Origin of the sequence: Siminovitchia sp. FSL W7-1587, from assembly GCF_037963795.1 — a bacterium.
Lineage (GTDB): Bacteria > Bacillota > Bacilli > Bacillales > Bacillaceae_C > Siminovitchia > Siminovitchia thermophila.
Genome location: NZ_CP150169.1, coordinates 3872820 through 3897563, shown reverse-complemented (window position 1 = coordinate 3897563; position 24744 = coordinate 3872820). Strand labels below are relative to the sequence as shown.

18 protein-coding genes are annotated in these 24744 nt (G+C 38.5%); 6 read left to right on the top strand and 12 right to left on the bottom strand.

Annotated elements, in window-relative coordinates:
- Positions 1-50: 50 nt before the first annotated feature.
- The 5 genes from NST31_RS18330 to NST31_RS18310 all read left to right on the top strand — a co-directional run bounded on the left by NST31_RS18330 (position 51) and on the right by NST31_RS18310 (position 4185).
- Complete coding sequence (locus NST31_RS18330) at positions 51-971, top strand: ABC transporter ATP-binding protein (protein WP_339162497.1); 921 nt, start codon at positions 51-53, stop codon at positions 969-971.
- Positions 964-1668, top strand: a complete 705-nt coding sequence (locus tag NST31_RS18325) for an ABC transporter permease (RefSeq protein ID WP_339162495.1) — start codon at positions 964-966, stop codon at positions 1666-1668. Before NST31_RS18330 ends, NST31_RS18325 begins: the two co-directional genes overlap by 8 nt.
- Complete coding sequence (locus NST31_RS18320; RefSeq protein WP_339162493.1) at positions 1669-2046, top strand: DUF4097 family beta strand repeat-containing protein; 378 nt, start codon at positions 1669-1671, stop codon at positions 2044-2046.
- A 70-nt stretch (positions 2047-2116) separates the two neighbouring features.
- A protein-coding gene (locus NST31_RS18315; protein ID WP_212951973.1) for an IS3 family transposase occupies positions 2117-3345 on the top strand; the annotation gives its coding sequence in 2 pieces (ribosomal slippage) (positions 2117-2405 and positions 2405-3345; 1230 coding nt in all).
- A gap of 360 nt (positions 3346-3705) precedes the next feature.
- Entirely contained in the window at positions 3706-4185 is a 480-nt protein-coding gene (locus tag NST31_RS18310) for a DUF4097 family beta strand repeat-containing protein (protein WP_339162491.1), read from the top strand.
- Positions 4186-4476: 291 nt separating this feature from the next.
- Here the strand turns inward: NST31_RS18310 and NST31_RS18305 are convergent.
- The 11 genes from NST31_RS18305 to NST31_RS18255 all read right to left on the bottom strand — a co-directional run bounded on the left by NST31_RS18305 (position 4477) and on the right by NST31_RS18255 (position 21534).
- A protein-coding gene (locus tag NST31_RS18305; RefSeq protein ID WP_212951973.1) for an IS3 family transposase occupies positions 4477-5705 on the bottom strand; the annotation gives its coding sequence in 2 pieces (ribosomal slippage) (positions 4477-5417 and positions 5417-5705; 1230 coding nt in all).
- 932 nt (positions 5706-6637) lie between these two features.
- Entirely contained in the window at positions 6638-7762 is a 1125-nt protein-coding gene (locus NST31_RS18300; RefSeq protein ID WP_339162489.1) for an amidohydrolase, read from the bottom strand.
- 38 nt (positions 7763-7800) lie between these two features.
- On the bottom strand, positions 7801-9195 hold the full coding sequence (locus NST31_RS18295; RefSeq protein WP_339162487.1) for a TIGR00366 family protein: 1395 nt from the start codon (positions 9193-9195) through the stop codon (positions 7801-7803).
- Position 9196: 1 nt separating this feature from the next.
- Entirely contained in the window at positions 9197-10309 is a 1113-nt protein-coding gene (locus tag NST31_RS18290; RefSeq protein ID WP_205178355.1) for a dipeptide epimerase, read from the bottom strand.
- A gap of 567 nt (positions 10310-10876) precedes the next feature.
- Entirely contained in the window at positions 10877-13960 is a 3084-nt protein-coding gene (locus tag NST31_RS18285; protein ID WP_339162486.1) for an HsdR family type I site-specific deoxyribonuclease, read from the bottom strand.
- Positions 13961-13976: 16 nt separating this feature from the next.
- Positions 13977-15200 carry a restriction endonuclease subunit S gene (locus NST31_RS18280; protein ID WP_339162484.1) on the bottom strand — a complete coding sequence of 408 codons (1224 nt, stop codon included), beginning with the start codon at positions 15198-15200 and terminating at the stop codon, positions 13977-13979.
- Complete coding sequence (locus NST31_RS18275) at positions 15182-17764, bottom strand: type I restriction-modification system subunit M (protein ID WP_339162482.1); 2583 nt, start codon at positions 17762-17764, stop codon at positions 15182-15184. The genes NST31_RS18280 and NST31_RS18275 overlap by 19 nt, the downstream gene beginning before the upstream one ends.
- 97 nt (positions 17765-17861) lie before the next feature.
- A complete protein-coding gene (locus tag NST31_RS18270; RefSeq protein WP_339162480.1) occupies positions 17862-18083 on the bottom strand; it encodes a helix-turn-helix transcriptional regulator in 222 nt (73 codons plus the stop codon).
- A 459-nt stretch (positions 18084-18542) separates the two neighbouring features.
- Complete coding sequence (locus NST31_RS18265; RefSeq protein WP_339162479.1) at positions 18543-19886, bottom strand: hypothetical protein; 1344 nt, start codon at positions 19884-19886, stop codon at positions 18543-18545.
- A gap of 443 nt (positions 19887-20329) precedes the next feature.
- Positions 20330-20578: a CotD family spore coat protein gene (locus tag NST31_RS18260; protein ID WP_077111194.1), complete on the bottom strand. Its 249-nt coding sequence runs from the start codon at positions 20576-20578 to the stop codon at positions 20330-20332.
- A 161-nt stretch (positions 20579-20739) separates the two neighbouring features.
- On the bottom strand, positions 20740-21534 hold the full coding sequence (locus NST31_RS18255; RefSeq protein WP_339162477.1) for a YwqG family protein: 795 nt from the start codon (positions 21532-21534) through the stop codon (positions 20740-20742).
- 302 nt (positions 21535-21836) lie between these two features.
- On the opposite strand from NST31_RS18255, the gene NST31_RS18250 reads away from it, so the two are divergent.
- On the top strand, positions 21837-22586 hold the full coding sequence (locus NST31_RS18250; protein ID WP_339162475.1) for a cyclase family protein: 750 nt from the start codon (positions 21837-21839) through the stop codon (positions 22584-22586).
- 674 nt (positions 22587-23260) lie between these two features.
- Here the strand turns inward: NST31_RS18250 and NST31_RS18245 are convergent.
- Complete coding sequence (locus NST31_RS18245; protein WP_339162474.1) at positions 23261-24658, bottom strand: hypothetical protein; 1398 nt, start codon at positions 24656-24658, stop codon at positions 23261-23263.
- Positions 24659-24744 lie beyond the last annotated feature (86 nt).

The following is a 24744-nucleotide window of genomic DNA, read 5'->3' as shown; positions in this document are numbered from 1 at the left end:
TACTTTCATCTTTTACGATTGTCTTAAGCAATGAAACGGGAGGCTTATGTATGAAAAACATAATTGAAACACAGCAATTGACAAAACAGTTTAAGCTTGAATCTGTCATTAATCAAGTAAGTATGAATATTAAAGAAGGAGAAATTTATGGCTTTCTCGGTCCAAATGGGGCTGGAAAAACGACGTTGATGAAAATGCTCTTAAATTTAGTGAAACCAACATCCGGGAAAATTTTCATTCAAAATCAACCTATTATACCAACATCTTATGAATATCTAAAAAACATCGGCAGCCTTATTGAATATCCGATTTTTTATGAGGAACTAACCGCACAAGAAAACTTGCAAATGCATTGTGCTTATATGGGTTATAAAGACCAAAGCCATATAAAAAAAGTGTTAGACATTGTAGGCTTGCAGCAAATTGAAAAGAAAAAAGTAAAGAAATTTTCTCTCGGTATGCGTCAACGTCTGGCAATTGGGCGCGCCATTGTTACCAAACCGAAAATGCTGATTTTAGATGAGCCCATTAACGGGCTGGATCCCATCGGCATTAAAGAAGTAAGAGAGCTGCTTGTCACATTAAATCAGCAATATGGCATGACCATTTTAATTTCAAGCCATATCGTTTCAGAGATCGAATCCATTGCAGATACGATTGGCGTATTACATCAAGGTGAATTAATGGAGGAAATTTCGATGCATTCCCTGCGTGATCAACAACAATCAACGATAGAAATGGTTGTAAGTGACACGAACAAAGCGAAACGATTATTAGAGGAAACATTCAACGCTAAGGTGCGAGTCGTGAATGCTAGAACCTTGCATATTCAACAAATAAATGAAAAACCATCCACATTAACAAAGCATTTAATCATGCAAGGTATTGATGTAGAAGAGGTTGAAACGGTGCAAAAATCGTTGGAAGAATACTTTGTCAATCGTATTAATGGAGGGAAACAGCATGCTTGATTTAATTAAATTAGAATGGCGCAAACATCGTATGGCACGATATTTTACAAACTTTTTCTCTTGTGTGATTGGCATTTATGGCTTTGTGGCTTTCATTTCATTAGCTTCAAAAAATGATGTTGACGGGGCTATGGGTTCATTTCAAGAATTTATGTCACTCATACAGATTTTTTCGAATATTACATTTATCATTTTGGGCAGTGTTATTTTATCTCGCTTGATCATTTCCGAGTTTCGTACGAAAACGATGCAAGTATTGTTTACCTATCCTATAAAGCGTAAAAAACTTTTATTTGCCAAATTAATCCTCGCTTACTTATTTACAACAGGAAGTTTATTTGCTGGCATTTGGCTCATGCAAATCATCACATACTTTTTACAGCCATCACTCGGGTTATTTGAAGGCACGGTCACACCACAAGATTTATGGGCGACATTGCCAAATACAGTGACGAACGCGTTCATGATGGGCGCTATCTCATTAATTCCGTTATTTTTCGGTATGCGGAAAAAATCGACCGCCACTACGATTACATCTGCTGTCATCATCGCTTTTTTGATGAACTCAACGGTTTCAAATGGCGGTGCCTCATTCAGCTTAGCGAATGTCGTCATCATTCCAATCATATTAGCGTTGTGTGGAATTGGCATTGCTTATTTATCATTCCGCAACATTGATGTAAAGGATGTGGCATAAATGATCCGAAAAATCCTATTTGTGCTATTGCTTAGCGTCATCACCGTAGCCATAATTCTTTTTATGAAAGAACCGGCTGAGACCATCACAATAGGTGAATATAAAGCAATGCCACATATCGAAGTGACACTCGATGAGTTAAATATCGCTATTTCCGACTCGCCTGATGATCAAATACACGTTCAAATGCAAGGACATACATTAAAAAAGCATAGGCTGACAGTCAATAAAGAAAACAATAGATTCGTCATAAAGGAGCAGCAACGCAAAAAAAAATGGCAAGAAAATATCCGTTTTCGTCCAACGCCAACCATCATCGTGCAACTCCCCAAATCCCAAAGTAAATCACTGACACTGAAAAGTGCGTATGCTAATTAGCCCCTAAATGAACTTGGACAATAAGGGTAAAAAATAATATACTGCTTAATGTACCAAGGAGGCTAACAACATGACACGAAACAAACACTCCAAGGAGTTTAAATTACAAGTCATCAAAGAGGCCCAGGAGACAGGCAATAACAGCCTTGTTGCCCGCCGTTATGAACTGAATTCCAACATGGTATGCCGTTGGGTGCGGGAATATAAAGACGGAAAATATGGTGATGTTGATGTCGCTGTTTTACCAGATTTTGACCCGAAAGAAGTATCCAAGGAAAATGAAAAGCTTAAAACATTGCTTGGTGAAAAAGACCTTGAAATCGCGATTTTACGCGACATTATAAAAAAGAAAAACCCTCACTTGCTGAAAAAATTGAAGTAGCCGACCACTGGATTCAAAAAGGCTATTCTATTTCTAAGGTGCTAAAGGTCATAGGGATCGCTCGTTCCACCTATTATTACCAAAAGAACTACCGTGTGGAAGAGAAAAAAGTGAGTGAGGGACGTCCAGCACCAGGTTATTCCTTCACAGAAGACGGACGAAAAGTATCAGACGAACAAATCAAAGAATTCCTTCTGGAGGAAATTGCAGGCGATGGCTTCAACTATGGCTACCGCAAACTGACTAAGAGGCTTCGCCGCGAATATAGCCTTGTCATCAACAAGAAGAAAGTCTACCGGTTGTGCAAAGAGCTGGGTATCCTGCGTCCACAACGCAAAAAGAAGACCCAACACCCTAGGAAACTGGCACGAAACCGTACGATAACAGACTCAAACCAACTATGGGAAGCGGATATCAAATACGGCTACATCGAAGGGGAAGACCGGTTTTTCTTCGTCATGTCCATTATCGATGTATATGACCGTGGAATTGTCGCCTATCATAACGGATTAAGCTGTACAGCTAAAGATGCCGTCCAGGCACTTCAACAAGCATTGTTAAGACGCCAACAATTCAACGCAGCGATCAAACCAGTGATCCGAACAGACAATGGGCCACAGTTTGTTTCCCATACTTTTGAGGAATTTTGCGAAAAATACCATATGGAACATGAAAGAATTCCGCCAAGAACGCCGAATATGAATGCCCATATTGAATCTTTTCATCGAATTTTTGAAGATGATTGCCTCTCAAGGTGGCAGTTTGAAACCTATGCGCAAGCCTATGAAGCTGTCACGGATTTTATGGTCTTCTACAACGAAAGACGGATGCATTCAAGTATTTTGGACCTATCACCTCAGGAGTTTTACGAACAAAATAAGCATCATAAATTGGAAATCAAAGAGGTTCGCGTGTGATCGATTTGAGGGAGTCAGGGCCGATAGGAATCCTAGTCAGGCTACGAAAGGAGCCACAGCGCAGCTGCTTGCCATTTACCGCAGCGCCCGATTCTTAGTAGGCGGTGGAAGGGGTCGGGGCCCCGCCAACGAATACTTAGAATCGACTTGTCCGTGTTACCATCTGTTGCAGGCGAGCCTCTAGGCTTTTATTTTCGCTAACCTGCATGGATACCGCTACACGGACAAAAGCAAGGTCAATGGTGGCGGACAAGAAGCACAGAATCCAAAATCAAGAAATAGAGAGCTATTTTAAGAAAAAGATAGATTAAGAGTAACCATGTCCAAAATACGGGGGTTAATCCGTATGGAGATGTCGCCATGGAAGATGTAGCCTTGGATACAGTACAAGTTGAAACATCTTCAGGGATGGCTTATTTAAAAAACCTTTCCACTTCAAATGCTGAACTTCATACGAATGATGGGAATGTGACAATCGCTAAAAGCGCTCTGGAAAACTTGAATATTAAAACAAATGCAGGTGATATCGCCATAAAAAAAAGCACCGGAACAGCGCATACGATACAAACGTCGGATGGGTATATCGAATTGAAAGAGGCAACAGAACAGCCAAATCTCAATATAAAAAGTGTTTCTGGAGATATTAGTATCGACTATCTAAAATCGCCAACATCACTTCAATTCATAACAGAAGGTGAAGATATCGAAGTGACATTACCAAAATATGATAAAAAAACACATATGATCGGCGATGGATCAAATATCCTTTCAGCCAAAACGAAAGATCGGATTAACCCCCGTATTTTGGACATGGTTACTCTTAATCTATCTTTTTCTTAAAATAGCTCTCTATTTCTTGATTTTGGATTCTGTGCTTCTTGTCCGCCACCATTGACCTTGCTTTTGTCCGTGTAGCGGTATCCATGCAGGTTAGCGAAAATAAAAGCCTAGAGGCTCGCCTGCAACAGATGGTAACACGGACAAGTCGATTCTAAGTATTCGTTGGCGGGGCCCCGACCCCTTCCACCGCCTACTAAGAATCGGGCGCTGCGGTAAATGGCAAGCAGCTGCGCTGTGGCTCCTTTCGTAGCCTGACTAGGATTCCTATCGGCCCTGACTCCCTCAAATCGATCACACGCGAACCTCTTTGATTTCCAATTTATGATGCTTATTTTGTTCGTAAAACTCCTGAGGTGATAGGTCCAAAATACTTGAATGCATCCGTCTTTCGTTGTAGAAGACCATAAAATCCGTGACAGCTTCATAGGCTTGCGCATAGGTTTCAAACTGCCACCTTGAGAGGCAATCATCTTCAAAAATTCGATGAAAAGATTCAATATGGGCATTCATATTCGGCGTTCTTGGCGGAATTCTTTCATGTTCCATATGGTATTTTTCGCAAAATTCCTCAAAAGTATGGGAAACAAACTGTGGCCCATTGTCTGTTCGGATCACTGGTTTGATCGCTGCGTTGAATTGTTGGCGTCTTAACAATGCTTGTTGAAGTGCCTGGACGGCATCTTTAGCTGTACAGCTTAATCCGTTATGATAGGCGACAATTCCACGGTCATATACATCGATAATGGACATGACGAAGAAAAACCGGTCTTCCCCTTCGATGTAGCCGTATTTGATATCCGCTTCCCATAGTTGGTTTGAGTCTGTTATCGTACGGTTTCGTGCCAGTTTCCTAGGGTGTTGGGTCTTCTTTTTGCGTTGTGGACGCAGGATACCCAGCTCTTTGCACAACCGGTAGACTTTCTTCTTGTTGATGACAAGGCTATATTCGCGGCGAAGCCTCTTAGTCAGTTTGCGGTAGCCATAGTTGAAGCCATCGCCTGCAATTTCCTCCAGAAGGAATTCTTTGATTTGTTCGTCTGATACTTTTCGTCCGTCTTCTGTGAAGGAATAACCTGGTGCTGGACGTCCCTCACTCACTTTTTTCTCTTCCACACGGTAGTTCTTTTGGTAATAATAGGTGGAACGAGCGATCCCTATGACCTTTAGCACCTTAGAAATAGAATAGCCTTTTTGAATCCAGTGGTCGGCTACTTCAATTTTTTCAGCAAGTGAGGGTTTTTCTTTTTTATAATGTCGCGTAAAATCGCGATTTCAAGGTCTTTTTCACCAAGCAATGTTTTAAGCTTTTCATTTTCCTTGGATACTTCTTTCGGGTCAAAATCTGGTAAAACAGCGACATCAACATCACCATATTTTCCGTCTTTATATTCCCGCACCCAACGGCATACCATGTTGGAATTCAGTTCATAACGGCGGGCAACAAGGCTGTTATTGCCTGTCTCCTGGGCCTCTTTGATGACTTGTAATTTAAACTCCTTGGAGTGTTTGTTTCGTGTCATGTTGTTAGCCTCCTTGGTACATTAAGCAGTATATTATTTTTTACCCTTATTGTCCAAGTTCATTTAGGGGCTAATTAGAGATGGCGGGATTATGATTAAATAGAACTTTAAGTAATCTATCATAATCGTTACTTGTTTAAACCATATAGCCAATAGAGATTTTACCTTCACTAAGCCCAAAAGTCGAGAGTAAAACTAGAAAACCCGAAATCGGCGAGTAGATCTAAAAGTGGAGAGTAATTCACAAAAGCCGAGAGTTAAGCGAAAAAGCGGAAAGTAATTCATAAAAGTCGAGAGTAAATCCAAAAGTGGAGAGTATTTCCCTGAATTCGAGAGTTAAGCGAAAAAAGCAGATGATAATCCATAAAAGTCGCAAGAGTTGATATTAGTCAAGTCGTGAAAATAAAACCGCATGAAGTCAAGCTTTTAAATATGATTTCATGCGGTGTTTTCATTTTTCAGGCTTCGATCTGAGCCTCATTTTGTACTATTTCTATCCATAATCAGTAATCCATAAGTGTATTTTAGCCCCGCATACTACAGAAATACAAATTAGGGAAGCAATACTCAAACAAGCTATTTTTCAGCACAAAGATGATTGAAGCATTTTGTAGAAAGATTTTTTGAGCGGCCATTTCCATTTTCCCCAGCAAAAATTGCGTTCAACCTTGTCATTTTCTAAAGTTGAAAAGGGATAAAAGTCCTCTGGCAAGCGTTTAAATGGCAATAATTTGAGATTAACACTAGCAGCTCCTGATGTGTCCGTCTCATAAATTTGTTGGAAAAAAAGTGAATAGGCTACCCTAAATAAACTCTATGATTCTGTACTTTTCTAGTACATGAGGGAACCATTTATCGTAAAATCTATTTTTTCATATGAACACTGATCTGTTGGAGTCATAAGCTTTATTCTTTTCTCATTCCCCTGCTACTCAGTTATTCCGTTTTTCTCCATTTCTTTCTAAAGACAGTAAACATGCCGTTGTGAGTATTTCTACACCATTTTCCATTGCTTCTTTTTTAAAGGTCATATTCGGATGGTGCAAGCCGGGCTTTACATCGGCTCCCAGAGCGAGCATAGTCGCTTTCATATCCGGTCTTAACAAAGTATAAAAATGAAAGTCGTCTGATCCCGATGTCTCAATGGCCGGCACAAAGTTGCCATTGCCCAACACTTTTATAATGGCTTGACCCATTATTTGCTCGGCTTCAGGGTGGATGATAGCTGCCGGAACATCATCAACGAATTCAATGTCTATCGGCACGTTATAAATTTGTTCTAAATGCGTGAAAATCCTGGTCAGTTTTTTCTTTATATCATCCATGACTGTGTTAGATTGCGCGCGGACATCCAATCCAAATGTTGCTTTTCCCGGGATGATGTTCAGATTTTCTGTTCCTGCATGAAAGTTAGTCATTTTAATACTTGCCGGCACTAATGGGGATGTATGAATGTCCTTAATCTGCTGTTGGATCGCATGGCCTACTTCAATTGCATTTACCCCTTCGTGCGGTCTTGCTCCATGATGGTCCGCTCCGTTTATTTTCCCTTTGATAAAGACACATCCGCCATGCTGAATCCCGGGAGCACAATGTGGGTATGGCAATTCATTTTGAGGCCGAAGATGGATTCCAAATAAGTAATCAAGGTCATCAACGCACCCTGCTTCAACTACTTTGACAGAACCATTGCCAAGCTCTTCCGCCGGTTGAAAGATAGCCCGAACTGTTCCAGATAGCTTTGACTCTACTTTTTTTAAGCGGAGCATAACCGCGGTAACAATTGCCATATGAGCGTCATGGCCACAAGAATGATTCGGTTGCAATTGTCCGTTCACTTCTTGCAGCAAAGCATCCATATCGGCGCGCAGTCCTATTTTTGGACTGCCGTTTCCCACATCTACGTAAAAACCTGGTATAGATGCGAATGGGACCGGGCGAAATCCATGATCTTCAAAAAACTTGATTAAATAAGCCGATGTTTCCTTTTCTTCCCAGCTCACTTCCGGATTTGCATGCAAGTGCTCCCATAACGCGTACATTTCTTTTCTTTCCAAAACCGAATCACTCCATTTTTTTATTTGCTGTATTTTTGTTATTTTACACCTGTCAATACTGCCATAACCAATCCTATTCCGGCTATTGCCCACCAAATGATAATGAGTCTCCAGATAAACTTGACCCAACGGTCGTACGGAATTCCCGCAACTGCCAAGTAGCCCATCAATGCTGCGGATGTTGGAATCACTGAATTGCTGATGGCATCACCATATTGAAATGCCAATACCGCTACTTGCCGTTCAATTCCCAACAAATCGGCTAATGGCACCATTAAAGGCATCGTTGTTGCTGCTTGTCCGCTGCCCGACGGAATAAAGAAATTCAGGAAAATCTGGAACACATACATGCCGATAACGTTCAATGTTGCCGGCAAACCGGAAATGATATTGACGAGGTAATGAATGACTGTATCAATAATGACGCCATTTTCCATAACAACAAGAATCGTACGGGCAAAACCCACGATTAATGCTCCAAAAGCAACCAATTTCATGCCTTCTACAAAAGAGGAAAAGGTTTTATTGATTCCTAATCCGCCTATCATACCGCCAATAAGCCCAATCACAATAAAAGAAGCCGCCAATTCATTTAAAAACCAATCCCAGTTGAATACTCCGTACATATTAATGCCGATCCCGCCAGCTAATGTAAAAAGAACAAGCATATGTCTTTTCGTAAATTTTTCTTGAAAACCCGAATGAATATCTTTCTTATCAACTGTACTAACTTGCTGCTCTACCTCATACATAACCGAATGTGATGTATCTTTTTTTACTTTGCTTGCATAACGCATGACATACATGATACCGGCACTCAGTATAAAAATATAAACAATTGCCCGAAACGCAAACCCTGAAAAGATAGGGATTTCAGCTATACCTTGGGCCACCCCTACTGTAAACGGATTCATCATTCCGCCTATAAATCCACTCGCAGCTCCCAGAGAGATCATTGCTGTTCCAACGACGGCATCATAACCTAAAGCCCTTGCAATGGCGATTCCTATCGGAACAAAAATAATGGACTCTTCCGCCATACCAGTAGTGAAACCAAGAATGGAAAAGATAAGCATGACGACAGGTATTAAAAATTTTTCATTTTTTCCCATTTTCAACACAAGCTTGTGAATGCCTGAATCGATTGCGCCAGTTGCCTGGATTGCTCCAAACGCTCCACCCACTAAAAAAATATAAAAGATAATGGTTGCTCCTTTTTCCATACCTAGTGGAATGGATGTGAAAATCTCAAAAAAGGATACAGGACTTTTTTCCACATAATGAAAACTATTCTCGACTACAACTTGCCTTCCATCAATTTCATGCCTTTCATACTCTCCCGCCGGTATCAGCCATGTGCCCATCGCAACGATCAGAATAATGGTAAAAATAATGGCGTACGTATGTGGGATGACCCACCTTTTTTCTTTCATACTAGCCTGTCAACCCCTCTTTTTTTATACATAGTTTTTCAATGATGTCCTCATCGACAGAGATGCCTAATCCAGGATGATCAGTTATATTTACGTGTGGCAAAGAGTATTGCAAATTCCCCGGTTCAATCGTAAACTTGGTAGGCCCGGATAGCTCCGTAGACACAATATTTTCTCCTGCCAGCGCCACGTGAAATCCTGCTGCAGAAGCAATGCTAGATTCAACCATCGATCCGATTTGGCACTTCATTCCGAATAACTCAGCTTGAGTTGCGAGTTTATAAGACGGATAGATTCCACCACTCTTCATTAATTTGATGTTTATATAATCAACAGAGCGATGTTCCGTCAAAGTCCTTAGGTCTTGTGCCGTTACCATACTTTCATCGGCCATCAACGGTATCGTACTTTTCTCTTTTAAACTTCTAAACATAGATACATCCATCGCGGCGATAGGCTGTTCCACCCAAGATATATTAAATGGCTCTAACTTTCGCATCATTTGTTGGGCATTTTGCACACTTTCCCATCCTTGGTTAATGTCTAAACGAATGAGCACCTGTTCGCCAACCGCATTTCTGACAGCTGCGACTCTTGCAATATCCTTTTCATGGTCAATACCAAGCTTCATCTTGATTTCTCGATACCCTTCCGCTTTCGCCTTTAACGCTTGTTGGGCAACTTCTTCTGGTTCTAAAATACTCAATACTTTCGGAATAGACGGCTGTTCTTTTTTCCTTCCTCCTAACAACATATAAACAGGTAATTGACTGACTTTTCCCAAAATGTCATAACAGGCAATATCAATCGCCGCTTTTGCCGCACCATTTCGCACCAATGCGGTGTTCATTTTTTGGTGAATTTCCCGAATGTTTCTCGGATCCTCTCCCATCACCGCCGGAAGTAGTTGATGTTTTAACGCGTGAAATACACTATATACCGATTCTCCCGTCACATGTTCATCGGGAACACTTTCTCCATAACCCACAATTCCTTCACTTGTATATAACTTTATGATGATGGCTGGCATGGAATGATAAGAAGCGTACGAAATGATGAAAGGTTCTTTTAAGGGTAAATCAATTTGGAAAATTTCTGCTTTGGTTATTTTCAATTTGTATCTCTCCTTCTTGACATCGCTTTCAAATAAATGTCGTTTTGATGTCGCTAATATAAAAACAAACTATAATAAACTTTGTTGCTTGTCAATGGCTTTTGACCATTTAGATTGATCATCTGCTTCAAATACCGGACTAGTGTGTCCTTGTTGGTCAATTTTTAGTACCTGTCTTTAACATAAATTGGATAGGATACTAACTCCTTTTTTTTCTTCGCTGTAACCCATTCATTCCCTGAGAATTATAGACTTGCATCCATTCAATTATTGATGCTTGGCTACCCATATTATATTTTTTGCCAATGATTCATATCCTTGGTTGCCTTATAAATACTCGATGACAAGCTTTATTTTAATTCCTTATCTATATTTAGCCATAAAACACCTCCGAATGCTAATTCACCAAGTGTTTCGCATAAAATAACGGGAAATGACAGCTTCATGCGGATATAAAAATACGACCCTATTTAAGATTAATTTTTTTATAGGGTCGTTTTTCATTTAATACATTTAAACATGATTTAATTTTAGTATGCAAATAGCCAACAAGTTAACACTTCTTTATTACTTATATTTTAATTTAATTTCTGGAATGACTTTAGAAAGGTATGGTGTTAACGCTAGATTATGTTGTAATTGATCATTCGCCTTTTTATTTGTTGCGGCTTCAAAATCTACGCTTTCCATTAAATCGTCAATAAAAGGAATTTCATCAGGACTTGCACTTGAATATGCATCTACTGACTTTTCGAAAACCGTCCAATCTAATCCCCATTCTTTAGATATTTCATAAATAACCTTTTTCTTTTTATTGTTTTTCCAATTTTCAAATGCATCATCAAAGTTAATCTCACTTGATATGTTACCAGGTTCAAGTTCTTCCATTACAAATTCTTTTAATAATTGGGCTTGTTCATGCTCTCCCATATTACTTAATTCATTGATTTGCTGATAAATGATTCGCAATGTTTCTGTATCTACCGTCTGTTTTCCATTAGATGACGTTGTTTTTGAACCTATTAAATTTAAAATATGATTTGCATCAATCACCTGTGTACCTGCGAGTTTCGTTTTTCCGACAAGCACATTCGCAGGTGTAGGAGACGCTGGGTTCCCTGGTTCCCACGTAAGATTTTTATACGCACCGACATAGCGCAACCACGTATGCTCATCAATTCCAAAAGCATCGTCATCCCATTTATATTCATAATACTGTTGAACTAAATGAAGTTGTTCAGCTGCATCTTTATAAGCAAGAATAAATGCTTCTTTCTTCTCTTCATCATGTTCAATTGTTTGCCAGCTCGTTGGGTCAGGTAGAGTTGTAATCATTTCACTTATTTTTATTGCTAATTTTTCAACCGCTGTTTGATATGGCTCAACAATCGCCTTACTACTCTTGCCACCACTTCCATACAACGTTAGTGCTTGATTTACCATTTCCTCAGTTATTCTAGGATATTGAAAATTGATAATCGTTCCAAATTCTTTATTAGGCCCATATACACGATTCGTTCGCGAGTAAGCTTGAATTAGCCCTTGTAATTCGAGTGAACGATCAACATAGAGTGTATTTAGACGTTTCGAATCATATCCTGTCAATAGTTGGTCTGCTACAATGACAAGGTCGATATTTTTAGGATTACGTCCACTGCCTCCACGTGTCGCTCGTTCTACAACATCTTCAAAATAAGCATCTTCACCATGTTTTTTGTCTCCTACAACAAATTCGATTCCTGTAAATGCAGCATAATCTTGAAACATCTCTTCTACAATAAGCGGATCTAACGGTTTAGGGTCATCTTCATTACCGAAACTAAACGTCATCGCCACATTCAATGATATTCCTTTTTCTTTCATCTGTTTTTTAAATTCATGATAATAAGCGATTACCCGCTTCTTATAAGCAACGGTTAAAATTGCATTAAACTCCCTACCTTGTGATTGAGACTCCCAATTACTTAATATTTCTTCAACAACACGTGGAATATGCGTTTCATCATGGTAAACAAGAATACCTCTTCGTTTTGCTTGCTTTTCAACTTCTAATTCAGACCAACCAAATACAAGACGCTCGATTTCTCTTTCTGCTACATTGGGTTGCTCTTTTTTCATTTCAGATATGATTTGTTCTCTTAATTCATCGTAGCTATTAAATTCACCTGTATTAATATAATCGACATGAAAACCTAACACGTTTTTATCAGCAATTGCTTCATCAATCGTATATTGATGTAATAATGGCCCAAATAACTTCTCTGTTGTATTAATAACTTCGCTTTTTTCATTAATTTTTCCTCTTACTTTATTTTCATCAAAAAGAGGCGTTCCAGTAAAGCCAAAAAACAAGCTATTTTTCTTAAAATAACGCTTGATCGTTCCCATCATTTGTCCCATCGTCGTCCGATGTGCTTCGTCGACAATAAAAACCATTCGCTTCTCAGCTAAACTATTATCCTGTGTATCCATTAATTCTTTTACTAGACTATTTAGTTTAAATGTTGTCGTAACGACAATACCATTGTTGGGTGATTTTAGTATTTTTTTTAGTTGATACGTATGTTTCGTATCGTCGACAGAAACTGACTCATATGCTGCGTACGCTTTAAAGTTTTCACTCGTGCGATTATCCAACTCTCTTCTATCCACGAGAAAAACGACCTTATCGAATCCTGCACGAGTTGATAGGAATAGAGCTGTTTTAAAACTTGTGATTGTTTTCCCAGACCCTGTTGTATGCCAAACAAATCCACCATGGGGTATTTTATCTTCATTATCCCAACCAAATGCAGCTCCTTCAACAGCTTGTAACGCATGCACTTGATATGGGCGCATAAGCATATGCCGTCTATTCTCTTCTTCACGCGCCTCGTCAATGACTAAGTAGTCACCAACCATTTGATGTGCCATCGGAATCATTAAAAATTGGCTAATGACTTCTTCCCAATTATTAACGGCTTGATTGTTTTCATCTGCCCAATGAAAAACAAAACTCGGGTTAAAATCATGCACCGTTTTTGGTGTCGCAAAATAGCGTGTTGCAATTTCTGATGTAATGACCATCATTTGTGAGAATGCCATGAAGTTATGTGTATACTCTCCATCTTGGTAATACCGTTTAAATTGTCGAAATGCTTCGTCTAATGTTTTATCTGTACGCTTTTGCTCAATATTAATTAAAGGCAATCCATTGATAAGGAGAACAAGATCAAAGCGATTGCCGTTCGCCGTTTCTACTTCTCTTGCAATTCGATAACTGGAATCCCCACCACGTACTTCCGCCTTTTTAAAAATCGTTAATGTAATTTGCTCTCTCGTCACATCAGGGTGATTATCACGATATATGCCATCAATCTTACCTTTTGATCCTTCCATTGCTAATCGTTTTGCTGCTTCAAAACTATTAGCGATTTGATTGACCTGTGCCATCACTTGACTAAACTCATTATCTGTTAGTGGAACACCCTCTAATTGATCAACATTGATGCGATTTAACTCACTACGCCAATGGTTAATTAAATGTTGAACGGTTACCTTTTGTTTATTTCCATTCAGTTCCTCAGGCGCTTCCCATTTATACTTCTGTAATCGTTCCACAAACTTCTCTTGAAACGTCTTCTCAGCAGCGTTTTTTGGTGCATTGCTCATCTATTTCACTTCCTTTTTACACAAACATCTCATGTAAATACGCTTGTTTTAACGCTTGTAACTTTTCTAGTTTACGTTGATGATTCGTAATCATGGTGTCAATACTTTTGAAGAATGCTCCTATTTTTTTTTGTTCTTCTAGGTTTGGCACAACAATTATTTGTTCCTTTACTATTTCAGAATTAAGATTAATCTGACTCCCAGGTTGTCCATATTTATTCCACATTGGTCGAAACATCTCTAACCATTGAAACATAAACTCACGGTCAAATTTTGGATTCATAAAAATTAAGAATCCATCATGTACTCCTGTTTTCACATAATTAACAACTGGCTTTCCTACGGTTGCTGCAATACTCAATAACAAATGTGGTTCATTTAAAACACGAGTTTTTTCTTGACCTAATTTTGATAAGCGTTGTTCCAAATAATTAATTCGACCGTTTTGTTCAGTTACGTCAGAAATTCGTAACCACCCAATATTAGATTTCTTATCAAACCATTTTGGTTCTTGAATTGGTCTTGGGGATGCTCCCCTAACAATCTCTGCCAAATTTCCCAACTTCCACTTTTCCCATTCATCAGTAAATCCTGCAAATCTTCTTTTTGGCAATCGCTCGCCTTCAGCAGGGAACATTTCAGCAAGATAAGCAGATTTTATTTCTTTTGTTTTTTCTAACTTGCGTTGGTGATTCATAATCATGGTATCAATACTTTTGAAAAATACTCCTATTTTCTTTTGTTCTTCTAGGTTTGGCACAACAATTATTTGTTCTTTTACTATATCAGAATTAAGATTAACCTGACTTCCAGGTTGTCCATATTTATTCCACATTGGCCGAAACATCTCTAACCATTGAAACAAAAACTCACGATCAAATTTTGGATTCTTAAAAATTAAAAATCCATCATGTACTCCCGTTTTTACATAATTTACAACCGGCTTTCCCACTGTTGCGGCAATACTCAATAACAAATGTGGTTCATTTAAGATACGTGTTTTTTCTTGACCTAATTTTGATAAACGTTGTTCCAAATACCTAATTCGACCGTTTTGCTCAGTTACGTCAGAAATTCGTAACCATCCAATATTAGACTTCTTATCAAACCATTTTGGATCTTGAATTGGTCTTGGGGAAGCTCCTCGAACAATTTCTGCCAAATCTCCTAACTTCCGTTCTTCCCACTCATCCACAAACCCTGCAAATCTTCTTTTCGGAACTAATTTCTTTTGTTCCACGATTCGTTCACCACCAATTCTTGCATCATTGCTTCGAGTTGTTTTTCTAATCGTTCACTTTCTTTTTCCATTTCAGATAATGTCTCTGAATAGCGTTCTTGTAACCTTTCGAGTGTATGTAACTCCTCTTTTAAAGGGTTTTCGATTAAACGCACCATTTTCTCTAGGACATTTCCAAACCATTTTTCATACATTAAGTGATCAATTTCGTCATCCGTTAATGTTAAAATACGTTCTTCCGTTGCCTGTTTTAATTCTTTTTCTAATTTATTCGTTTTAGTATTTAATGTGGCTTTTTCGTTTAATAATGATTCTACGTTTTTTAACAATGCATATTCTGCCGTATCTTTTTTCGCTTCTTTTAATTCCGCTCTAACAGATCCAACAAGAAATGCATTTTCTTTATCATTTAATGTTTCACCTAATGCAAATTCTTCTTCACTACCTTCTACTTTGGCAGCTTCCACTAAGTCAGCTAATTCTGTTTCAATTTCTTGTAATCTCGTTTTCTTCGCTTTAATTTCTGCTAACTCACCACTGTATAAATGCTTGGTAATTAAGGTGTTAGGTACAATACTACCCATCCAACCATCTTGCTCTATACGTTTTTTCTTTCCTGTACCTTTTATTACCATACGTGGCACACGTGTCCGACCTGCTGTATAAAAATCGCTAGATGCAATAATTTCAGTATCATCTGTCAATGTATTTTTCCAAATTTCTGCAATAATTTGATATCCATCATAGACATCAACATGGTTGAATTCGGATAAAACGTTTTTAATTTCGATCAGCATTTCATTTTTTAATTCTGCTATTTGATTTACATCTTCAATATTTTTAAGTGCTTGCCAATACTTATTCATATAAGCCGTTATTTTAACTTCCATTTCTTCTGATTTCTCTATGACACGAGGATCATTTAAAACATTCTTCGTTATCTCATCGATCGAACTTGATAATACGACATAGCCATCACTAATTTCTTTCAAAGATTGTTCTAAAATAATAGGAACAGTTGATTGTAAAACCTTTAACTCAGCTATATTTGAACGTGGAATCCCACCAAATAAGTGCGCATCAACATCGTGCGGAATATCTTCTTCGATTGATTCAATATAGCGTGGAATGTTTAAGTTATATTCATTTTTCATGATTTCTTCTCGTGTTGCTAAATGGCTATAACCTTTTTCTTCTCTACGCTCTGTATATGTATCGGCAATTTTTGCAATATCTTTTTCTTGTAAGACGTTCTGCTTTCCTACTTTTATAAAATCTTTCGATGCATCAATCATTAACACTGGATCACCAATGTTACGATTCTTTTTTAAAATGATAACAGCAACGGGAATGCCTGTATTTGTAAACAATTTATCGGGTAATCCGATAATTGTATCGATACGATTTTTATCTACTAGTCGTTTACGAATTTCTCCTTCTGTTCCACCTCTGAATAACACGCCATGAGGTAAAACAATTGCCATCGTACCATGCTGTCCTAGATGAAATAATCCATGTAAAAGGAATGCATAATCTCCTTTTGAATCTGGTGGCAACACGCCAGCGATTTCAAATCGAGGATCACTTACTTTTAAGTCTGATTTATTCCAGTTTTTTACCGAATAAGGTGGGTTCATGACAACCGCATCAAACTGTATACCTTCATTTGGTCGCTGTGGGTCTTCAGGCCAGTCCTCTGCTAACGTATCGCCATTTCGAATCGTCATCTTCTCAGGACGCACACCGTGCAGTAATAAGTTCATTCGTGTTAAGTTATAGGTGGCAGTATTTTTTTCTTGTCCGTAGTACGTTAAATTTTTTTGTGCATCTTCTGTTAAATGCTTTCTAACTGTTAACAATAAAGAGCCTGAACCAACTGTCGGGTCATAGATTGACTCAATCTTTGACGTTTTCGCAACAATTTGCGCCATTACTTCACTGACTTGATGAGGTGTATAGAATTCTCCCGCCTTTTTTCCTGACTCCATTGCAAACTGTCCAATGAGATATTCATATGCATCACCTAAAACATCACCTTTTTGTAAGGCAACCATATTTAAATCAGCAAAAAGTAAGATAAGCGATTTTATATTTTTACTACGTTCATTCAAATTACTTCCTAAAGCGGTGTCTGTGAAGTCAATTGTGGAATTAGAAAACAGTCCTTTAAAGTCATCCGAATCCCCAGTGACTGCTATCGTTCGTTCGAAACTGTTTAAACTATCCGTTACTTTTTGAACTTCAAATTCACCTGTTCGAATATCTTCTAACCATGTTTGGTATAAATTGTCAGGTAACACATAATAACCAAGCACATTCCGAATCATTGATACCAATTGTTCACCGTATTGTTCATACGCTTCACGATAAGCTTGTACAATTTCTTTCTCGTCATTTTGCTTCATACCGCTTGTCTTTTTAAATGTGTCTAGTGTTTTATCACTTAAAAACTTATAAAACATTAAACCTAACATATAATCTTTGTATCGGCTCGCATCCATCGATCCTCTTAATTCATTGGCGCCGTCCCAAAGTCTTTTTTTAATTTCATCTGATGTGATCATGATGTATCCTCCCTATACAGAAAGCTGCATAATCTTCTAGTCATATCATTATTTTTTAATAAATAACAACTTGTCTAATCAGCTTTTTTTCTTCCAATCATTTTTTAGCTTTTCCTTCTTCCACATCGAATTCCAAAATATCATCTACACCACATTGCAGGGCATGGCATATCTTTTCAATACTTTCTAACGATACGTATTGGTTTCTTTTCATACGTGTGATGATGTTCCCAGAAAAGCCTGCTTGCTTTTGTAAATCAATCGTTGTAATGCCTCTGTCAATTAATAAGTGAAAAAGCTTATGATAACTGACACTCACTTGACATACCCCCTCGATACAAACAATTCATACCTCTTTTCATCTTATCACGAAGTCGTGATCCATTCACTCAATTTTATATTTTACTCAAATAAGTCGACTTACATTTATGCTTTTTTAAGTGAATCAAGTAATGAATAATCGAGAATAAAATTTTATGCATGAAATAAAACAGCACTTGCGCTTTAACGATTTTCTCCCTCGTTGTTCCTTGACAATTGAATCGCCCAAAGTATGAAACATACACTTGAATGTATTCCGAGCGAGTCTTTGAGTAAAAAACAAGACATCGTGCAACTTGAGAAATAATAAATTTCCTGCCACATACTTCCCCAAAACGAAAACAAGCAATTGAAACGTTATCGCATTTGAATAAAGGAATAAGAAAGGGGGAAGGCAATGCTTGGAACGTATGCACTTTTTCAACTTATGTCCCAGCCCCTCATAACCATCTTCATTTTAGCTTAGATTCCCTAATCTCCTGCGCAGCGCCGTTTCTATATGTTTACGGAGAATATAAACTTGTCTTGGCCTGCCGATATGATAACTCTGCTCTTGTCCATACAGTTCTATATATCCTGCTTCATACAACCGCTTCACGAACCGTTCAGATGTTCGAATGGAGACTTGTGTATAAGCCGCCAGCTCATTGACAGTGAATGGTTGAAAGTCGATTGTTTTCATAAAGCTGAAAAAGCGCTGCAATGTTTTCATATTCGCTTTTATATCATGAGCGATTTGTTGCATCCATTCATCAGTCATCCGAATATTCTCGTGTTTCGTTTCCCCAAAAACAGGCCCGATTTTTTCTTTCGTTTCAGTCAGTATGTATCCATTGCCTTCCTTTTTACTCAGAGCAATTTGCACCGCTTGCCCGGCATTTTCTTCCGCTTCTATAAGCTGTCTTCCATAGCCAACACCAAAATAAATCTGCTTATCAAGGTTTCTTTCCAGTTCCGTTAGCCAGTTCTTATTTACTTGATCTAGTAGATTTTTTTCAATAAATCCTCGTGTAGAAATCAACACGATCATATGTTTATTTTTTAATTTAAGGCGCTTGCTTTGGTGGAAACTGACCATCGGTTGAAAGTAGGAGTAGATGACATCATAGTCGCTTTCTGAAAAAGGCCGGTTATCTTGCAATGATAAATACATCACGGCAATCATTCCATCCTGAAGACGTGAAAACAAGACCCGTTCATAGGCATCATATAATGCCTCTTCTTGAATTTGATCATTGTCGACCATATATATGACGGGTATATGTTGTTTTTTCAACATATCATATACAAAGTGAACGCTAGTGATGGCCATCTTCGTTTGGCCGCTCCTGTATCGTTCGAGATGAAAATTCGCTATCTCCTTAAAGTTGAAATCCTTGCTGATGGCATCATCATAAATCCACTGATAATCATATATTTGCTTATCATGCAACTGAAAATCAATATCTTTCGACAAGCGCTCCAATGCGTCTCGATTTGGAAGATCAATGGAAATGTCATGTATATGGATCTTATCATGTAAAAGGCATTTCATGATCGAAGCAACGATCATGTACTCATGAAAAGGAGGGAATGTAACAGGCTTTGCTCCTTCCAGCGCCTTGTCCCGATAATAATATGAAACGATGCCTGAAAAACAAACAACATCCGTTTCTTGAGTCGCTTGCTGATGCAACTTTTTTACATCCGTTGGCGTTTCATAAATATATGTTATAAGCTTTATTCCAGGGAGGGATTCTGCCAACTTCCTAATTCGCCGAACGGAATGGGCCGTACCAATATATCCAACCTTCACCACCATGCCTTTCACCCCGCTATATACAAAATCTTCTTCCTTATTGTATCTAAAAGTCCGTAGACTTGCTAAGTCGTGTTTTATATGGAAGTCTTCCACTATAGAAGTAGCGGCTTACATCAAGTAATTCTGTACTTTTTACTACAGTTGCCGTTTCGATGTAGTAATCGTTACAGGCTAAGAATTTGTCCGATTTCAATTAACGCATCCATAAAGAGTGCGACCAAGATGGGACACGACTGGCGGCGAAAACACGTATTTCAATGACCCAACCGCAAAAAAACAGGGAATTTTCATTTTATTTTCCACACTTTTAATCTAAGCATTTCAATCCGTCTACTCTATTAAAGCCAAATCTTTCTTCCCTTTATCCCTGCTATAAAAAGATAGCGCCATCCTTTTTCAATCAGGACAGCGCTTTCGGTTTTCATCAATGGTTGCCATTCATTCTAATATCGCCTGCATCTGGGCTTCTTTATATTTCTTCCACAATTATAGTTTTCTTCAATCGTTTCTTTAACTTCCCTTTCATAAACCGGATAGTAATGTTCATTTCTAATAATCGTTCTATTGACATTTATAACTTCAGTTGGATGAATATGCTTTCTGACTCGTTTTCTTGTTTTTCTTCTTACAATTTTTTTAGTAGGGCTAACGATTGTCTCTTCTCTTTTTTTATCATGGCAATTTGAACCCATAATAAAAGAACCCCCTTTCTAATGTTAATATAATATATGAAGAAAGGGGAAGACTTGTCTAGACGACAAGCCCGAGATTTCATATTTTGTCAAAAATAGTCATGTTGCCAGACTTTTACTTCTTTTTTCCCAAGTAGTGCATTCTGCGCCATATTTTATATTTAATGACAATCCCAGTTGTAAAGCACTTTGGAAAAATCCCGCTTTTTTAAGTCATCCAACGCAATAAAGAAGTTTGCAACTCCCGCATCTCCCCACATAATGTTCAAATCATCATCCGTATCAACTTGCAATAAGAGGGTATCAAAAGTTGGGTAGTCACCGTACGCTCTTGGATCTTCTTGGGTGAAAAACGGATATCCTCCAAGCTTTGAACCTTGTCCATCCGCGATATCATAATACGCATCCATGATCTCGTCGTGCATATCATCATCTTCATCTGTTGCATGATCTAATAAGGCATCGACTTTCGTAATAGCGTTGAAACGATAATCATTAGCCGACACAATTTCTTCTGAACGCTCAAAAGATAATACACATTCCCCTTCTATGGGAAAATAACTGTCATCACTAAACGCGGGAAATTCCGTCATCCATTTCGACTCATCAAACTCAATTGTTTCATGATAAACGACACGGAATGTATCTTGATTCGTCATATCATCAAAATCTAAGCCATACACATCGTCGTCGGCAACAAAAAACTGTAAAATGCCTGCCGTTGGATAGTCAGGGATTGATACTTCCATTTCACTAAAATTGATTTGCGCCAGCAAACGCAAGGGATCTCCATTTTTGGCTGTTGGATAAGGCTCCTTTTTAAGCCAATACGGGCGCCCCCCGAACTTACTTTCCAAAGGTGTCGTGCTTCGAGTTTTCCCGTGAATCATAAGACTCGGCTTTTTGCTCTCTGCTAATTCTTTGGCAAAAGGCTGTAATTGTTTTGGTAGTTTCATTTCTTCCCCTCCCTCGGAACATTCGTTCTTACTATACTGTAAAAAAAAGCAAAAGTATAGCATTTTCTAGCCCTACTCCGGCCCTTAAAATCGTAATGTATCATTTTATTAAACTGCAACCCAGAACTGCTTTACTTTTAAAAATATTGAAATTATTGTGTTATTAAAAAACAAATATCTGATCCTCAGTATTGGCCTTATAAAGAACAGATTGGAAAAAACGGGGCTAACTTCTATAGAGATAAAAAGATGCTGGTTTTATATAAGGAAGTTTTTTTACGGAGATAAAAAGGAGGAATACTATGCCACATGAATTAGCTAAAGCTATTTCATATATAAAACAAAGAAAATGGGTAGATCTGACACATGCTTTCGGTCCCGACACACCCCATTTTGAGGCTTTCAATGACGCAACTTTTGAAACGTTATTCAACCATGATGAAGGGTTTTTCGCACAACAATTTTCATTTGCCGGTCAATATGGAACTCATATTGATGCTCCCATTCATTTTATCCGTGATACTCGCTATATTCACGAGCTTACATTAAAAGAACTTATTCTCCCGCTCATCGTCATCGACGTTTCCAAAGAAGTTGAAAACAATCATCATTTTACTTTATCCATCGACGACTTATTCGCTTTTGAAAAAATTCACGGAAAAATTGAGCCAAACACCTTTGTAGCCCTTAGAACAGACTGGAGCAAGCGTTGGCCCGATAAAGATGCCTTCAATAACAAAGACGAGGAAGGAAATAATCAAATTCCCGGTTGGGGTATGGATGCCTTACAGTTTTTATTTGAAGAAAGAAAGATTCAAGCCATTGGCCATGAGACATATGACACGGACTCGGCTATGGAACTCCAAAAACACGGCGCATTAATTGGAGAATATTACGTTCTTGATCAAGACACTTACCAAATTGAGCTTATGGCCAATTTGGATCGAGTTCCGGCCAAAGGTGCTTATATTTTTAACATCGTAGCGAAACCAGAAAACGCCTCGGGGTTCCCTGTTCGCTCATTTGCCATCTTGCCTGAAGCTGAATCATAACGTTATCCTATTTGCGCGCAAACCTTGCAGGAAGTTTCTTGCACCCAGACCATTTTACATATATCAACAGCGAGAAAAAATAACTAAGACAAATTGAAAAGGAAACGATGAAATAAAGCCCGCCGAATTGTCCAATTATCGTTACTACTAAAGGAAAAATCCCCGCTTACAAGCCTAAAAACACACGGGGATTATTTTTGTGCATTATATAGCGCCGGCACATGGACACTCACTACCTCGAATATTTGCTCGTTATCTATGGTATTTTGAATATTCCTAATAATAAAATGACACTTTCTATGCCATGGTTCATCTCGACAACCTGCTTAGTGATAGTCGGATCAAGCACTACCTCTGGCTGACTCCATGCTATATCGAGTTAATATTATTTATGTGGTCGTACTTTCCAATAAAGTCGCCTTACATTGCAAAAAATATGTTTCTTGCGAAACCGAGCCGCTTTATCAATGACATCAGATAAAATGTGTGATCACAAGCAGCAATCGTATACATTTTTTATCCATCATAATCTGCAATGGAAACGCACTCAGAGAGAAGTTTGACATCGTTCGTGTCTCACGATTTAACTGTGAGGTATATTTGCCGTTTAAATAAATGCTTTTCAATATGCCATACTTAGCTTATTCAGCTATAAAAGTTGCGCAGTAGTCCTTTTATTTATCAACGTAGGGAGATGGAGCGATTGGCACACCCCGCTTTAACTCGATTTTGTTCACGATCAAGAATGTAATTAAGCTAGCAACGCTTCCAACGATAACCGCCATAATTCCATACGGATTCTCTAAATACTCCCAGATAATTCCGATAGCTGTACCGATTATGATCGATAATAGCCCTGCATTTTTTGTTACTTTGTCAACTAGAAGCCCTAATAAATAGGCGGCAAACGGGCCAGTCGATCTAATCGTAAATGCGAAAACAAGAAGGGGGATAATTTGTTGACTGAATAAAGAAATCCCGATTGCGCCCATCCCTGTAATGATCACTATCCAACGAGAAGCGGTTAATTCTGCTTCATCTTTTAACTCTTTTTTGAAAATGGAACTGTGTACATCTTTAATATAGACCGAGGCAACAGCTAGTAAATTGCCAGATGCGCTAGACAATGTGGCTGAAATGACACCTGATAAAAGTATGCCGGCAATCGCGGGAGGCAACAATTCTGTCGATACCGTAGCGAGCGCACTGTTTTCATCAATGTTTGGAAAAGTTGCTAAACCAATTAATCCGAGCACAGCTGGAATAAAAGCATAGAGAGACATCAGTACTCCACACATCACCGAGCCCCAAATTGCTGTTTTTTCATCTCTGGCCGAATAATAACGTTGAACTGCTTCCTGGCCAGTTGAAAATGTCATAAAGTATAGAACAATAAATCCTATAATGGTTGTCCAGCCGATTTTTGTGAACCCCAACTGCTCTTTTGGCAATTGATTCATCACATGTTCAACTCCTCCTGCATTCGAAAAAGCGAATGGCACAGCAATTGCAAAACCGATGACAATAATGAAGAATTGAACAAAATCAGTTAATGTTACACTCCACATTCCGCCTAGAAATGTATAGAAAACAACGACTGCTCCAGAAATAATGATCGCCCACTTTACATCAAAGCCTGTTAAGACATGAACGATGGAAGCGGTTGCAGTAATTTGTACTGCTGTTAAGGCTGAAGAAGCAATTAACGAAAGGATGCTGGCGATTAGTTGACTTGATTTGCCATACCGTCTTCCAATGACTTCCGGTACAGTGGTAGCCAATGCCCTTCTCATGTAAGGAGCGATAAAAGATACTAAAATGATCGCTATCCCTGCTGAAACAACGTACCAACCTGCTGAAAGCCCCCATTCCCCGTAAGCTTTGGACGCCACGCCAACAGAACTTCCTCCACCTATTTCAGTCGCGGCCAACGTCCCGGCTAACATGACCGGCCCCAATCTCCTGCCTGCCAAATGATAGTCTGAACTGTCTTTAATTTTTGTTTTTGCATAAAAGCCGATCCCAATCATCCCTAACATATAAACCAAAATAATGATCCAAATAATTGTCATAGCATCTGCTCCTCATAAGTAAGTTTGTAGTCCTTTCAGTTCAATGATTCAACTTTGGCAACCCATAGAAGAAAGTCCAGATAGCG

What these genes read in the sequence shown, in the direction of transcription:
- NST31_RS18330 (WP_339162497.1), top strand. Translation starts at nt 51, where the DNA reads ATGAAAAACATAATTGAAACACAGCAATTGACAAAACAGTTTAAGCTT.
- NST31_RS18325 (WP_339162495.1), top strand. Translation starts at nt 964, where the DNA reads ATGCTTGATTTAATTAAATTAGAATGGCGCAAACATCGTATGGCACGA.
- NST31_RS18320 (WP_339162493.1), top strand. Translation starts at nt 1,669, where the DNA reads ATGATCCGAAAAATCCTATTTGTGCTATTGCTTAGCGTCATCACCGTA.
- NST31_RS18310 (WP_339162491.1), top strand. Translation starts at nt 3,706, where the DNA reads ATGGAAGATGTAGCCTTGGATACAGTACAAGTTGAAACATCTTCAGGG.
- NST31_RS18295 (WP_339162487.1), bottom strand. Translation starts at nt 9,195, where the DNA reads ATGAAAGAAAAAAGGTGGGTCATCCCACATACGTACGCCATTATTTTT.
- NST31_RS18285 (WP_339162486.1), bottom strand. Translation starts at nt 13,960, where the DNA reads ATGAGCAATGCACCAAAAAACGCTGCTGAGAAGACGTTTCAAGAGAAG.
- NST31_RS18275 (WP_339162482.1), bottom strand. Translation starts at nt 17,764, where the DNA reads ATGATCACATCAGATGAAATTAAAAAAAGACTTTGGGACGGCGCCAAT.
- NST31_RS18265 (WP_339162479.1), bottom strand. Translation starts at nt 19,886, where the DNA reads ATGGTGGTGAAGGTTGGATATATTGGTACGGCCCATTCCGTTCGGCGA.
- NST31_RS18260 (WP_077111194.1), bottom strand. Translation starts at nt 20,578, where the DNA reads ATGGGTTCAAATTGCCATGATAAAAAAAGAGAAGAGACAATCGTTAGC.
- NST31_RS18255 (WP_339162477.1), bottom strand. Translation starts at nt 21,534, where the DNA reads ATGAAACTACCAAAACAATTACAGCCTTTTGCCAAAGAATTAGCAGAG.
- NST31_RS18250 (WP_339162475.1), top strand. Translation starts at nt 21,837, where the DNA reads ATGCCACATGAATTAGCTAAAGCTATTTCATATATAAAACAAAGAAAA.
- NST31_RS18245 (WP_339162474.1), bottom strand. Translation starts at nt 24,658, where the DNA reads ATGACAATTATTTGGATCATTATTTTGGTTTATATGTTAGGGATGATT.